Consider the following 14,156-nt stretch of genomic DNA (forward strand, 5'->3'; position numbering starts at 1 on the left):
GAAAGAAATGGAGTTCATATGAAGCTTAATGTAAAAATCAATAAAGTAAAATCCATCAAAAACCTCGAAATTGATCTGCCTGTAGAAAAAGGTTTATATGCCATAACCGGACTAAACGGATCAGGCAAGAGCACCCTGGTTGCGTGCGCTTCTACAGTATTTTTCAATATGCCAATGAATGAGTATTTCGGATCAACTGACGACGACGCATCTATTACATTTAAGTTTGATAATGCAACCCGCTCCTGGACAAAAAATGACAAGGGAAAATGGATTAAAGAATCTAGAGGGGGCATGACCATCAAAGGATTCTATGAGGGCAGTATCATATATGGAACTAGGTTTCGCAATACAAGCATCCACATCCTCAGAAAGCTAGACAAAGTTGAGAGCGCAAAACTTAATCCAGGGGCTGAATTCATTCGTCAAAGCCTTGGAAAAATACTCCATAACAACCCAGAGTTCTATGAGAAGCTCTTCAAGATCAGTAACGCAGACGCAGGCCCTGACATTCAGTTCAGTGGCGATATTTTTTATTACGAAAAAGATGGACGCAGAGTTAGCCAGTTCCATATGTCAACCGGAGAAAATCTTCTTGTAAGCATTTTAAACTCCATCAATTTTAGGAATAATGATCGCGCAAGCCTCAACAAACCATGCATTATGTTTCTTGATGAAATAGAATTAGCCCTTCACCCTTCGTCGCTTAAGCGACTTGTGCATTTTCTCAACGAGATTGCCGATCAATACAACTATGCCATTTACTTCTCAACTCACTCCATTGAGTTGGTCGGCGCAATTCAGCCAAGCAATATTTTTTTCTTGGATCGGCACGTTGATGGCTCCCTAGAAATATTGAATCCTTGCTTTCCTGCATATGCTACCCGCATATTATATGATCACTCTGGATATGATCACGTTTTCCTGGTTGAAGATGATCTTGCTAAAGAAATCATTACGAGACTACTAAAAGTGCATGGTCTCTTATCCAGTAAGTTAGTGCATGTTCTTCCTTGCGGTGGGTACACAAATGTCATTGAGCTCGCGAGAGAGGTGGTCAACAGCAATTTATTGGGAAGAGCATCAAGCATCTCTATGATTCTAGACGGCGACATAAAATTAGATGCTCAAAAATATATTACTTCCCGCAACATACACAACAACATACCAATGAACTTTCTACCCATTGAAAGTCTCGAAAAGTATCTCAAAAGCAAACTTCATGACAGTATAGACCACAAACTTTTTCGAGCATTGAATGACTTCATTTTTCAAAAAGCAAGTCTTTCGGAATTAATTGAAAAATACCGAAACTCGATAGATATTTCAAAAGACAGCAACGGGAAAAAGTTGTACAAAATAATTGAGGGTGAATTAAAGAATCGAGGAAAATCAAGGGCCGATATAATCGAAATGGTTGTTGATCATCTTGCGAGTACGCAGAGCCAAGAACTAAGCAAAATTGTTCTCTATCTTCAAAATCATCTCGCTGCATAAGTAGGCTTTTCGCTTATCCTATATACTTATATTAAATATGAGTATATAGGATTGAAATATCAATTATACCCCCCCCTAAACTACTTCACACCTTCGAAAGAACGTAAAATATGAGAGGAAAGCAATTGCTACAAGCCAGGTGACCTTAGCCATTCATCATAAATTCGCTCAGCATTGAAGTTGGATTGACGTTTTACTAGACGCTCGCTGCGGTGACAACGTCCGCTAATGAACGAAAGCAAATGCATTCTCAGACGAGACCTAAGCTCGACGTAAGACGCAAATCGGCCCGCATCTATATCAGAACTTTCCATAACATCACGTAGCACTCTGATGCTCTCAGCACCGATCACTGAAGCGTGCAGCCGCACGATAGGATCAAGCCCCGGGATTCTCTTGAAACTGGCGACCGCCTCTTCAAGCAGTCGCGCAAACGACACCTTGCTACATGCCTGCTGCGCCGTGCGCCAAACCTGAGACTCAATCTCGTCTTCCATCTGCTCTCTCCAGTTAATCTGCGGACTGACTCGCACGAAGTTGTCCGGCACGAGTATTTTTTCAAAAAAAGACCGTGAATTTTAAATCAAACGGGTTAGCAGAGGCTTTCAGCCGCTAAGGGACGATTTTGCTGTACCCATAAGGCAGCCATACACCTGCGTCAGCCAAAAGTAGTCGCTAGAAAAAGCTATAAGCAAGAGCACAGCGGCGACGAAAAACAACATAGGTCGGCCAGGAAGCCGTTGAAGGGTGAGGTGCCAAGATCGCTGCTTTTCTGTTGTCCTAAAATATAAAGATCCGTCGCACAAAAAAATTTTCAAGGGGCGAAAAAAAATAAATTTTCATCAAGCAAAACAAGCGCCGGGCGATACAGCGCCCGTCAGGCATTCGATTGTGCTATCTCGATCATTCTTGTGAAGCCACCAGGCTCGAATGCCCCTCATTTAAATCCTTGCAAGGAACCTATACATGACCTTCAAGAGGCCTTTGACCTTCCAAGCGGCATTGAAGAAAAACATCAAACGGATTTTCACCTATTGGGCACCAATCAGTGTGATCTTGGGTGGTCTCGGTACCATTTTGGGGTTTTATACGATATCGGCCTATACGACAGCGATCGGTCGTCCAGATTTGATGGCTTCAGCGATTGAGGCTAAATCAGCACTGCTACTGTGGCTTGCAGTAATCGCACTCTTGGTAGCGGCCTATTTCTCAGTCCTCATGACGACAAGTGTACTATTCGGGCTCTCAGTATCGCTTTTCAACAAAAGTCCAGATCTCCAAGTTGACGTGATGAAGCTGCTTCTTTTAGCAGTACTATTCGGAATCGCAGTGCTGATGGTGACGATATTTACAGGTATAGAAGTCACCGATGGCTATAAGCTAATCTGGGTAGTTGCCTATGGCATTTTGACAATTCTGGCATTACAGAAAAACTCGAAATTCAGACAGGCAATAAACCTTTGTGCAACGACGACCTCACCAGGAAAATTAAAGAACAAGGCAACACGTTTCGTCTTTTTGGTCATGCTGGCATGCATCCTGATCAGCACTGTCCTATCAACCGTACTACCTGTCAGCCTCATCCTTAAATCTTACTCCGGTGAAGATACGCCCGAAGCCTTAATCAAGCTGAATCTCATATCCATTGTGTTCGCCGGTATGACATTGATCCCTGTCATCGTTTTCTATGACAGCAAAACCGATCTCTTCAAACGGGTTTCGCAGTGTCTGGCAGCGGCATTCGTAATCCTGGCCATCATCATTGGGGCTTCACCAGGAGGCCCTCTGACCATTGTGTACACGGCGTCTTCGATGATGAACGTCCGCGACCAGACCGCAGCAAAGTTTTTGCTGACCGAAAATTATGCGAAAGAGGATCTCGATCCTGAGGTTTGGGGCACTGTGGAGACGGTGCGCAAATATCCTCTAGCCTCCGCATTTCCACTCTTTTCTTTCGGTGATGTGCTACTGCTTTGCCCAGAAAAGCTGATCAAAACCGAACTCAAAGATTGGCCAGCCAAATCGGCTTACTGTGTTGTCACAAAAAACAGCAAGGCCCTCCGAATGCCGCTAAAACCCGAAAAAGCAGCGGAGGTCAAAAAGTCGATCGAAACCGATCCTCAGAAGCCTGCCACCTGATTGTCCCAGTGATAAAGGTCGATACAAGGTAAGGAAATGTGAATGGATACTGATCTAAAAGCTCTTTGGCTGCGCGAGCGAAACCGCAGAGAAGCGCTGTGGGAGCTGGAGGTTCTGCAACCCGGCGCAGCAGAAGCCAAGGTCCCTTTAGCCACCCTCGCTGAAATCGACAGGGAGGATCTAGAGAACCCTATTGGCCACTCCCACGCCATGTCGATTGATGAACTTCGTGAAGCCGTTCCCGAGACTCAAATCGAAGGCGCTGATAGCCATCCCTTTGTAATTGTTTTGGATCAGCATATTCCCCAACCTTGGCGCGCAAGATTTGAAGCCGCCAGCATGCTTTCCACCCGCTTACCTCAGGGAAGCTACGCGAGTGACTGGCGACGCTTTTTACGGGTGTGGGTAAGGGAAATGGAACACCTCAAAGCGCACCGGGAGTGGTTGGAAAATAATCGAGTTTGATTTGAATGCAAACAACTGCGAGGCATTGATCAGGCATTGCGAGAGCTTTGTGCCGACGGGAGATGATCCGCGAGAAAAGCGGCGTCTGCAGGACGCTCTGGAGAGACTGCGTCAAGCTCTGGAAAGTCATCTGAATGAGCCAACATCCTCAGCGAAGAACATGAGAGCGACCTGATTATGAAGAGCCCATGCGCGAAGTAAAAACCATGCAAATCCGCCTCAAAAGCAAGCGTTTTTTGCCTTCACCATTGTACTTTCTCAACACGTTATGACCCCGCCTTGCCGCACCAGCAATCTGCTGCGCATTGTTCACCTTGTCGACCTCTGGATCTGGCGAAGGAAAATTCAACGCCTACAACTAATGATGTCCATGCCACCCATGTACTGCTTCAGTACATCCGGTACGCGGATCGAACCGTCGGCCTGTTGGTAGTTTTCCATTACCGCTACCAACGTACGACCGACCGCCAAAGCAGAACCGTTTAGAGTGTGCACAAGTTCCGGCTTGCCGGTTTCCGGGTTACGAAAACGTGCCTGCATGCGGCGGGCCTGAAAATCGCCGCAGTTGGAGCATGAGGAAACTTTGCGGTAGTTTTCCTGGCTCGGAATCCACACTTCCATGTCGTGAGTCTTGACCGCGCTGAAAGGTAGGTCGCCGGTGCACAGCGCCATAGTTCGATAAGGCAGGCTCAGCAGTTGCAGGACTTTCTCGGCGTTGGCGGTTAAGTCTTCCAGCGCCCCCATCGAGTTAGACGGCTCGACGACCTGTACCAGTTCGACAATGTCGAACTGGTACAGGCGGAGCATGGCACGGGTGTCGCGCCCCGACACGCCGGCCTCGCTGCGGAAGCAAGGGGTATGGGCAACAAACTTGAGGGGCAGCTGTTCCGCATCGAGAATCCGCCCTGCCGCCAGGTTGGTCAACGGGACTTCGGACGTAGGGATCAGGTAAAGATCTTGCTCGCCTCCACGGGCGATCTTGAACAGATCTTCCTCGAACGTCGGCAGTTGACCGGTGCTTTGCAGCGCAGGGGCCCGCATCATGTACGGGGTGTAGGCCTCTTCGTAGCCGTGCTCGCTGGTGTGTAGGTTGATCATGAACTGCGCCAGGGCGCGGTGCAGACGGGCAATCGGGCCGCGCAGCAGAGTGAAGCGCGCACCGGACAGCCTGGCGGCGGTTTCAAAGTCTACCCAACCGAACTTCCCGCCAAGCGCGGCGTGATCTTTTATCTCAAAATCAAAGATTCGTGGAGTACCCCAGCGGCGCACTTCGACACTCCCGTCTTCGTTTTCGCCGACCGGCACGGACTCGTGCGGCAGGTTGGGAATGCCCAGTAGGATCGCTTCCAACTCAGCCTGGATCTCGTCCAATGCAGCCTTGTTCTCGCTCAGTTGGCCGCCCGTGTTCTCGACATTGGCCATCAGCGGTGCGATGTCTTCGCCGCGTTGCTTGGCCTGACCAATGCTCTTGGAAATCGCGGTACGCTCAGCCTGCAGTGCTTCGGTACGGATCTGGACGGTCTTGCGCTGTTCTTCCAGTGCTTCGATGCGCGCTATATCCAGGGCAAAGCCACGGGGAGCTAGGCGATCTGCCACGTCCTGAAGGTTGCTACGTAACAGCTGGGGATTGAGCATAGGGGTACCTCACAGTATTGGAGCACATCGCTTCGCCCGAACTGGAGTGATCGATGATTCAAACTTGATGTGAAACTGAGATCAGTTGCCCGGAAGCAATCCTAATTTGATCAAGGCATCCATCCCCCGTGGTGTTACGGACGTGCGCGTGATCCTGAGATGTCCACGTCGCAATTTCCGCCTGGAACACCTCGAATGATTTAAATAGCATGGTGGCTACTGCATCTAGCATTCCGACGCGCTTGTTGCTCCACCGATCGACGTCATCCAGGCGAACAAAGTAGGCATTGATATCTGGCGCATAAACAATTCGGCATGAGCGTTCAGGCATAAAAACTCCCGTAGCAGCTGTAGAGCTGCGCCCTGCCCTCGCACAGCCTCTACCGCTTTTATGTAGTGGCTGGCACACAAGTGGAGCTCGTTGCGTGGATCAAACATTCACGATATCCGAGTGAAATGGGGAAGATTCTGGAAGTCGGTCGCGAACCAGGAAGGCAGTAACGATCAGCGTGCCTTCCTGTATTCATTCAGCGCTTGAAAAGCCGGCATGCTCACATGCTTGCGAAAGCCTCTACCAGCAAGTACGTACATCGCATCCTCGCTTTCAAAAAAACACCCTTGGAAGTTTTTTTGAAATCCAGTTATGAAACTGTCGCGAGCTGCAGTTCGCCCTTCGCTGTCAAATACTGTCTTGTGGACAAACAGAACTGAAGGTTGCAAGCCGCGCTTTTGGACGTCCTTTTCCTGAGTGTCAGGGAGCAAGATGTCCATGAGCATCCAGTTCCGGACGATACAAAACCGCTGCTCCGCAAACTCCTCCTGAGCCAATTTGATCAGCTCTTCATCTCCTAATCGCGATCCCCCTATCATCCTTGCAGGGCCGTAAAGCACATCTTCAATCAGTTCAGTTTGCACACTGTTGCCTAATTCTTAAAAAATTCTGAATCCGCACGAAAACCTTCCAGGCAGCTGCTGGTCTTGCCTCGTGAGTACCCGGTAATCGGCACACCGAAATCGAATTTCTCTGCGTCCCGCACACATTGTGGAAACTCCATTTCCCTACCGTTTTTACCTGCAAACGCCAACGAAGGCAGCATCAATGAACCCGGTCAAAACGATCTAAAGCGCCATTTTCATGCAGCCAGTGAGCAACAACGAAAGTCCCACCATCGATTATCGTGAAAAGGTCATAGCCTGCTCTCCGACACCGATTGATGACTGGCAGAGCATGAAAGGGAAGTCCCTCCGGATACTTTTTTGCCGGGTCGAAAAACAACAGACCTGTGATTTTTGGAGGTCGCTCCAAGGCGCAGAGCAAGTACCCGGCAACATCCGGATCTGCAATGGCTTTACGTGCTCTCTCAATGACACTGGGGTATCTGTGAAAGCGAAAATCACAGTGCTTGGCTCCATAGGTTTTTATCCAGTACATCCTGGCTACCCTCATCAACTGGGTCAGATTTCAATCGTGAAATCCGGAATGAATCCTGTGTCTTCGCCGGGGTAACCGCGAGGATTTGAGATGATCCGGCCCCTGCCAATCTCCACATCAACAGCGCGATGCGTATGTCCAAAAATCCAAACGTCAGTCATCGGTAAAAGTGAACGCCACCGATTTGTTTAAGCTGCGCTGAGATGACCGTCATGATTGCCTCCCCCAACTTCCGGGATCGGATAATGGTGCGTAACAACGACCATTGAACCTTCAACGGGCTTAGCGAGTTCATCACTCAAGAATTCATACGCAAGCCGGTTTCGCTCAATCACGTCCGCTGGACGTAGCCGTGGAAAGTTCTCCTCAGCTCTGATCACCTGGAAGTCGTTCATCCACAGTCGCAGGTCACCATCGCTTCCACCGGGTCTCAGATGGATGAGAAATCCGTCCAGACTATTGAGACCAGAATGCGTGTTTGGTTGCAGATCCAAACCTGATTTCCAGGGCTTGCACATGCGGCGCAGCGGCCTCTCGCATTTTGCGAAGCGTGTGGTCGATGTGGCCTTTGTAAAATTCGTGGTTGCCGCTGCAATAAATAACGGGATAGCTGAACGACTCGCTGGCCCATTTCACACCTCGCGCCTGGAAGTCCACGTCACCGGCCACCACGACGATGTCAGCCTCTGTTTTAGGTGGTTCGAAGGTGGCGAAGCCGTTGTGCAATAGACCAACATTTTCATGACTCTGCCCCGCAGAGCTTGCTGGCAGCCCCGTTCGACGATTAAGCGATATATTGGTAGCCATTAGCTCAAGATGCTCGGTGCCCGTCCGAACACAGAGATAGCCCAAATAGTTCCTTGTTTGACTATACGACATTGAGTGGAACTGAGCAAACCGGGCATACAGTCGTATTTTAGAGAATGGCCCAAATGCTCAGGCAATCAATCGCCGCTGCGCTGAGACACGTTCGCCGGCAACATCAGGTACTGCTGACCGATCTGGAAGAAGGCGTAACTGCTTCCCACCTCAGTCGCATTGAGCGCTCAGAACGTGGCGTTACTGTCGAAAAGCTAGATGAAATTGCTCGGCAGCTGGGCGTTCATCCTCTGTCCATTCTTGCTCTGGCATACGGTGCTGAGGAAGTCGTGCGTCCTACCGAGCTCCTGAAGCGTGTATGTAAAGAAGTGTCTGCCCTTGGCGGATTGATAGCCCCGCTCGCTGTTAAACCGGAAGACAGTCATTCCAGAGTCGCAGCTGCTGCTAAACGCCGTGAAGAAGTGCAACGTTTAAAGGTTGATGGGCTATCCAAGGCCGAGGTTGCTCGGGCGTTGGCTATATCGAAACAAACGGTGGCGAGACATTGGTAAATTGCTGAACTTGGCTCATCGGTTTACTTTCTTGCAAGGTTCAAAGTTGACTTGCCCGCCAACCTCGAAGCCTTGGCAAGCCGGTACCCCAAGCCAAACTGACTCGTGCAGGAAACGCATCTCTCGCCGGAGATCCGTTGCCCCTGAGCGCACCTCCAGATCCCCCGTAGAGACAACCGGGTGAAGCCCTAGGTACTCCTGAATGGAGTTCAATAGCAACGTATAAGACACGCTCTGGTGATCAATTCAGGCATTCAGGGCCTGCGCGAGTACGGCGCCTGATCAAGCGACTGGTATCCAGATTTGGCATTGGGAAAGCGTGTGAGGGAGGGTGCAGCTACCACCTAGGTACGTTCAATTAACGGCGCGGAAGGGAGCGCATGTGCATGCACACGATCTCCCACTGCCCCAGCCGGAAACGGTTGTACTGGCGAACCAGAACAACTTTTCCATGATCGGTCATGGCGTATTCTCCATCTGATCTCAGCGGGCCGCTGATAGCCTTTACACGCCACGTGCAAAGCGAGCAGAAGAGTGCCAGGCAGGAAGGAGAATCCTTTGGTGGTAGCTGCAGGCGTAATGCTATCAGTGGATAGCCTGCGTGAAAAGGCTAGTATTTGCCTTGGTAAAATTCGCTTCTTCAGCCCTGATTGGCCTTGTGACTACCCTCCCCTGGACGACCTCACGCCATCATCTTGTCGAAATGAGCTTCGAATTTCGTCTCAACGAACACGTCCTTGAAGCGATCGATGAAGGTAGCAGGATCGATCTCGCCGAAGTCAGTGATATTGACCGAATCCGTATGGGACTCACGGTTGATGTAACGGAAAAACGCCCTAAATTCTGGCTTGTTCTCGCTGAGCTTCATCAGCGCCTGGCGTAGCGTGGGTGTCTGGTGCACGAAGCTGAAGTAATACTCCAAGATGTTGCGCATCATGTTCGGCAGTACGTTGGGTGACGTTCTCCCTTGCAGCGCGTCTTTAATCGTTTGCCAGCACGCCTGGTAGTCGTTTTGAATTTCCCGCTCCTCCATCGCCACTACCGAGCTGTATTCGGACTTAGTGATGCGAAACAGCGCAAACGCTTTCTCTCCATCCTCTTTCAACAGCTTGACCATTTCATGGAAGAAGAAGAGATTGTGCGTCAGGATGATCACCTGCTTGAAGCGCTCCTTCGGCATCAGCACCTCGCGCCTGATCAAGGACGCGATGTCGTAGACATAGTTATGGGAAAGGCTCGAAATCGGATCGTCGATGACGATGATCCGGTCACTCTTGAGCTTTCCAGCTCCAGAGCCCATCTCTCCATTGCAGACCTCAAGGAAGTAGAGGAATGAGATCAGTGTTTTCTCACCCTCGCTCAGGGTCTTGAACACCCCTTCAGTCTGGGTCGGACGCTCAAGCCGGTACTGGGGTACAGATCCCTCCTCCTTTATCAGCTCGAAGCCTTTCAGACCCAGCATACGCAACCAATACCTAATGTTCTCGACCGCTTGGTCGGTATTGGTGATGGATGCTCTGGACGTCCTCACGATCTCCTGTTGCTCTTGGATACGACTCCTAAGGGTCTGCACCTCATCCTTGGCCACTTGGCGGAAGCGACTTTGGGCCTTCTCAACTTTGTCGAATGTCACGAAGAACGCATTGCACGCCCCCCTGTACCAGCTCCAGAAGCGTCGCTTGATGCTTTCTTCATGCTGCTTGCGATTTTTTATCTTCGCGTTGATCTCGTCGATCTTCTGCTGCTCAGCCGCGATTTCGCCATTCAACTGGGCCATCAGTGGGGCACTGGAATCCAGGGTAATGATCAAGGATGGACTGGCGATTTTCTCGGTGATGACTTGCAGGTTCTTTTGGAACGCCGCCTGCAGCTTCGTGACATGCAGTTTGATCGCTTGGTGCTGGTACTCCGGGGATTCGCACCGACGTAGAAACTGCTCTACCCCGCCCCGGTACCGGGCTTCGAGTTGTCGCAGCACATCCAGGCGTTCCTCGTAGGTCTTGTCGAAAACTTTACGAACCTCAGCGTAGAAATCCGGAGGCAGGGTTTGCTGGCAAAGAGGGCATTTGTCGTGTGCCTCTGCCTCATAACGTAGAGCATGCTTGACCCAGTCCGAATTCCCCAGGTGCTGGATAAACGCAGAAAGGTAGGAGTCACCTGAACCGGTGATGACCTCTTGCAGAATCGGATCGCCCTCCAGGTTTTGCACTTGAAACGCCAGCGGCGCAATGCCCTGCAGCTCCTGATCGCTCGTCTCCTTTAACGCAGCCGCCTCAGCCAACAGCCCTTGGGCGGTATCGGTTGAGGTCACCAGCGGTACGTTGCGAACGGCCTCCAGCAATCGCTCCCTCGTGTTGAGCGACTTGAAGCAATAGGTCAGTGCAGTACCATCAAACTCGCGCTTAGGCTTCCAGACACTTTCCAGCAGTACTTCGTACGCGGCGTCATGAACCTTCTTGCTGTTAACCCCCTTCTCCATTTCAGCATCATGGGTGATCGTTAAATCCGCAATTGATGCCTCGGCTGCTGCCAACGCTTCTTTGGCCTCAATATTCCCCTCGTTGAGCGTGAATACCCCTGGCTGAGACGTCGCCTCCTGGAAATTTTTCTCCATGAAGTGATGGTTGTAGACCAGCACCTCGCGATCGGCCTTGACCGGCTCCACTCCGCAGGCGCCATAACAGGCCTCGCCAGGAGCCTGTAGGAAGTTACCGATTGTGGTCTTGCCAGTACCGTTCTGGCCATAGAACAAGCTCACGCGCCTGAGCGGAGCAATAGACACGGCAGCGTCGGACGAGTAACTGGAAACATTGCGGAGAAGTATTTTTTCGAGCATGGCACAGTCCCTGGCAGAGGCAGATCCAGCTCAAAGATAGGCAGAAAGCTTGCGATTTCATAGGGCCACCACGCACTTGAAATCAATTATTCGTTTCGCCTGGTGTGAGTTGCGGGGGAGTCCATCTGCTCTCAAAACTTGGAGCGCTTCAGTTGCAGAAATCTTGGTCGGGCAGCCACCTATCAGGTAGAAGTCGTCCTTTCCAGGGGAGTAGGCATCGTTCAACCACACACAGAACACGCCCAACAATTGCCGCATCAACCCAAGCAAACTCCTTCTCGGAAACGATGACTACAAACGAATGCCGTGGCCATTACATGGCAATGGCTTGGTAAAATCTACTTCAATGGCTCTAGCACAGTCGCTTCCGCACCAGAGATCATGTTGGGATATTGGTGAATCTGGAGACCGTCAGCCGCGCTAGTCGGACGTAAGCGGTGCGTATTCCGCAAGACCACAGCTTGGAGGTTCAGCATGCAAGACTCGGAAGAATACATGTCGGAAGAAGCCTTTACTGACATGATGCAGGGCCACGTTCATCCGGTGATTCTCAGCAGTGAGCGCTACGACGAGTATTACTCCCATGGTGGGATTGGCACTGCTTTTGTGCTGGAGTACGAAGGTGAACTCTTCGTCGTAACCGCCCTGCACGTACTCAACAACCAATGCGCAGCGCATGACGATTTGCGGATTCTGCTGCGCAACGCCCCTATCTCCATCGTGTTCGACCAACGCGCAGTCTTTCGGGATGAATCTGACCCTGATCTGGATTCAGATCTGGTCATTCTGCGGATCGTAAAATCGCAGCATGCTGATTTGTACGCGGCAGGACTCACAAGCCTGGATGCGGCCCGCTGTGTTGAGACCGAAGACTTCTGCCGCGCTGATATCTTCCACGTCTTTGGTTATCCGGACGAGGGCCGACACTACGACCACGAAGAAAGGGTCTTGGGGGCGCAATTGCACTGGCTCAAGGGGGAACTCATCGAGCCAGGGATTCCGGGCCTTTCAACCATAAAAATCGTGGGCGACCGTCCAGATGACTTCAATGGCATGAGTGGCTCGGTCGTCATCGCAGATGTCGATGACCTTTGGAAATTCGCAGGCTTGGTCACACTCGCAAGCGAGCAACACGGGCTTCTGAACTTCATTCCGGCAGAGAAGATTGCGTACTACTTGAACAAAATGGTGATGATGGAAATGATCGGCGCCGTGTTACCGGAGGATGCGGACGTCCGACGTTGAATGGATGGAGAACGCCGCCTGGCAACTGATTGCGGTCGGTTGCGTTCTGGTGAGCTCTGATGCGCTCAGGGAGCACCTGGTGCGCAACCGCCTCAAGACAATCCCCCATAGGAAGGGCATACAAGAATGAACTCACCACTTTGGATAGCCACACGCGAAGGTCAGGATTGGATCGACCAACCTTGTCTTGATGCAATTGCGTGGTTTCGCTCGCTGCTCGAACAGCGTGACTGGGACGCCCGCATGGATACCGTGCAGGCTAACTACGAAAATGCCCTGACGAAGTGGGCACATGGTGAACAGGTTCCACTGTTTGACAAGAACGACGCCGTCTTTTGGTACATCCATCAGGCCAACGCTTTCGCTCAAGATCGGCGGAATTTCTTCGCACCTGAAGGTTTCCGTATCGCTCCATTGATGCATCGAATCGGGCATCTCCTGGTGCATCTTCAGCGGGTAAAGGGAGTGAACGACAGAGTCGAAACTCTGCTCAAGAAAGGACGAAAGACCCCCGATGCTGGCCTCTACGAAATTCTGGTGGCAGGTGCATACAAAAGTCGGGATTGGGCAACCGTTCAGTTCGTTCCGGAGCAGTTGGGCGGTTCCAAGACACCCGACTTGCTCGTCAGCAGTAATCGCCGGCGCTGGGCGGTGGAGTGCAAGCGGATCAACCGTTCGGGCTACGAGCTGGAGGAACACGCATGCGCCGAGGCCTTGGCCAAACCTGTCCATGAACTGGCTCGACGCTTGGGCCGTCGACTGGTCATAGATGTGCAATTCCGTCGCGAGCTCAAGCAATACCCGCCCGATACCCTAGTCAAGCACGTGGAGCGGTATATTGAAGACCCGCGTGCGCGCCTGGTACTGGAGGATGACAACTTGGCCGCGCATATCTGGGATGCCGACTGGACGAATCTGAACATGGTCATGGCGCATGACGACGTCTACTTTGGCTCAAGCCGGATGGTCGAGCTTATCAAAGGTGAGTACGACCTCTCGTACGACCATAGTTTCAGTGGCGAATGGGTACCCTCGACACGGATGCCACTGCATGCCGATCGGGTTCTTCACGCAAGCATCGTGAGTTGGCAAAGCGCGTCGTTTGACGCTGCAATGGCGAAAGCCAAGCATTTCCGAAGCACCGTTGGGCGTGCGGCTCAGCAGCTGACTCTGGGATTACCGGGTGCGGTGCATGTGGGCTACGAAGCGTTGGGCGGCTCATCGGAAGATGCGCTCCGTCATCAACTCAACGCGATGGAAATGCGCAACTTTGAGGCCGAGGGATCCAGGCTGCGTTATGTCTACGCCAACTACTTGCGCCCCGAGAATTCGACGGCTCGCATGGAGTCCTGGGCAGTGAGTGAAACCACCGCCTTTTACCGGGTAGGGAAACATCGGACGCCTGAGCCCCTGCCTCACCACCTGCTACTTGGGGATGGTGATGGCACTCCGGGTAATCACTGGTAGAGAGCTTTCTCAAAGAGGGTTTTGAAGATACCCAAAAATTTAGCCTAAACGCGCAGCACCTACTCCCAGT

At 51.4% G+C, this 14,156-nt stretch carries 13 protein-coding genes; 6 read left to right on the forward strand and 7 right to left on the reverse strand.

What is annotated here, in order from left to right:
• Positions 1-18: 18 nt before the first annotated feature.
• Positions 19-1,497, forward strand: coding sequence for an ATP-dependent nuclease (locus tag H8F23_RS06215; RefSeq protein ID WP_194933760.1), 1,479 nt, complete (start codon positions 19-21; stop codon positions 1,495-1,497).
• A gap of 128 nt (positions 1,498-1,625) precedes the next feature.
• On the opposite strand, the gene H8F23_RS06220 is transcribed toward H8F23_RS06215, so the two are convergent.
• Positions 1,626-1,994: a hypothetical protein gene (locus H8F23_RS06220; RefSeq protein ID WP_194933761.1), complete on the reverse strand. Its 369-nt coding sequence runs from the start codon at positions 1,992-1,994 to the stop codon at positions 1,626-1,628.
• 469 nt (positions 1,995-2,463) lie between these two features.
• On the opposite strand from H8F23_RS06220, the gene H8F23_RS06225 reads away from it, so the two are divergent.
• Positions 2,464-3,636 (forward strand): hypothetical protein, encoded by a 1,173-nt coding sequence (locus tag H8F23_RS06225; RefSeq protein WP_194933762.1) that lies wholly within the window; start codon positions 2,464-2,466, stop codon positions 3,634-3,636.
• Positions 3,637-3,678: 42 nt separating this feature from the next.
• Positions 3,679-4,101, forward strand: coding sequence for a hypothetical protein (locus H8F23_RS06230; protein WP_194933763.1), 423 nt, complete (start codon positions 3,679-3,681; stop codon positions 4,099-4,101).
• A 345-nt stretch (positions 4,102-4,446) separates the two neighbouring features.
• Here H8F23_RS06230 and serS read toward each other — a convergent pair whose 3' ends face one another.
• The 5 genes from serS to H8F23_RS29115 form a co-directional block, all read right to left on the reverse strand.
• On the reverse strand, positions 4,447-5,736 hold the full coding sequence (serS, locus tag H8F23_RS06235; RefSeq protein WP_194933764.1) for a serine--tRNA ligase: 1,290 nt from the start codon (positions 5,734-5,736) through the stop codon (positions 4,447-4,449).
• A gap of 58 nt (positions 5,737-5,794) precedes the next feature.
• Positions 5,795-6,067 (reverse strand): hypothetical protein, encoded by a 273-nt coding sequence (locus tag H8F23_RS06240; protein ID WP_228759134.1) that lies wholly within the window; start codon positions 6,065-6,067, stop codon positions 5,795-5,797.
• A gap of 173 nt (positions 6,068-6,240) precedes the next feature.
• On the reverse strand, positions 6,241-6,651 hold the full coding sequence (locus H8F23_RS06245) for a DUF6957 family protein (RefSeq protein ID WP_194933765.1): 411 nt from the start codon (positions 6,649-6,651) through the stop codon (positions 6,241-6,243).
• Positions 6,652-6,832: 181 nt separating this feature from the next.
• Positions 6,833-7,168, reverse strand: coding sequence for a hypothetical protein (locus H8F23_RS06250; protein ID WP_139831688.1), 336 nt, complete (start codon positions 7,166-7,168; stop codon positions 6,833-6,835).
• A 456-nt stretch (positions 7,169-7,624) separates the two neighbouring features.
• The gene (locus tag H8F23_RS29115) at positions 7,625-8,020 is read right to left on the reverse strand and encodes a metallophosphoesterase family protein (protein WP_324187879.1); all 396 of its coding nucleotides are present in this window, start codon (positions 8,018-8,020) and stop codon (positions 7,625-7,627) included.
• 80 nt (positions 8,021-8,100) lie between these two features.
• Between H8F23_RS29115 and H8F23_RS06260 the strand changes: the two genes are divergently transcribed.
• Entirely contained in the window at positions 8,101-8,538 is a 438-nt protein-coding gene (locus H8F23_RS06260; RefSeq protein WP_194933944.1) for a transcriptional regulator, read from the forward strand.
• A gap of 682 nt (positions 8,539-9,220) precedes the next feature.
• Here H8F23_RS06260 and H8F23_RS06265 read toward each other — a convergent pair.
• A complete protein-coding gene (locus H8F23_RS06265) occupies positions 9,221-11,374 on the reverse strand; it encodes an AAA family ATPase (RefSeq protein ID WP_194933766.1) in 2,154 nt (717 codons plus the stop codon).
• 474 nt (positions 11,375-11,848) lie between these two features.
• On the opposite strand from H8F23_RS06265, the gene H8F23_RS28820 reads away from it, so the two are divergent.
• Both H8F23_RS28820 and H8F23_RS06275 read left to right on the forward strand, forming a co-directional pair.
• On the forward strand, positions 11,849-12,619 hold the full coding sequence (locus tag H8F23_RS28820) for a hypothetical protein (RefSeq protein ID WP_228759135.1): 771 nt from the start codon (positions 11,849-11,851) through the stop codon (positions 12,617-12,619).
• Positions 12,620-12,745: 126 nt separating this feature from the next.
• The gene (locus H8F23_RS06275; RefSeq protein ID WP_194933767.1) at positions 12,746-14,086 is read left to right on the forward strand and encodes a hypothetical protein; all 1,341 of its coding nucleotides are present in this window, start codon (positions 12,746-12,748) and stop codon (positions 14,084-14,086) included.
• Positions 14,087-14,156: the final 70 nt, after the last annotated feature.

It is taken from the genome of Pseudomonas neuropathica, from assembly GCF_015461835.1.
Taxonomy (GTDB): domain Bacteria; phylum Pseudomonadota; class Gammaproteobacteria; order Pseudomonadales; family Pseudomonadaceae; genus Aquipseudomonas; species Aquipseudomonas neuropathica.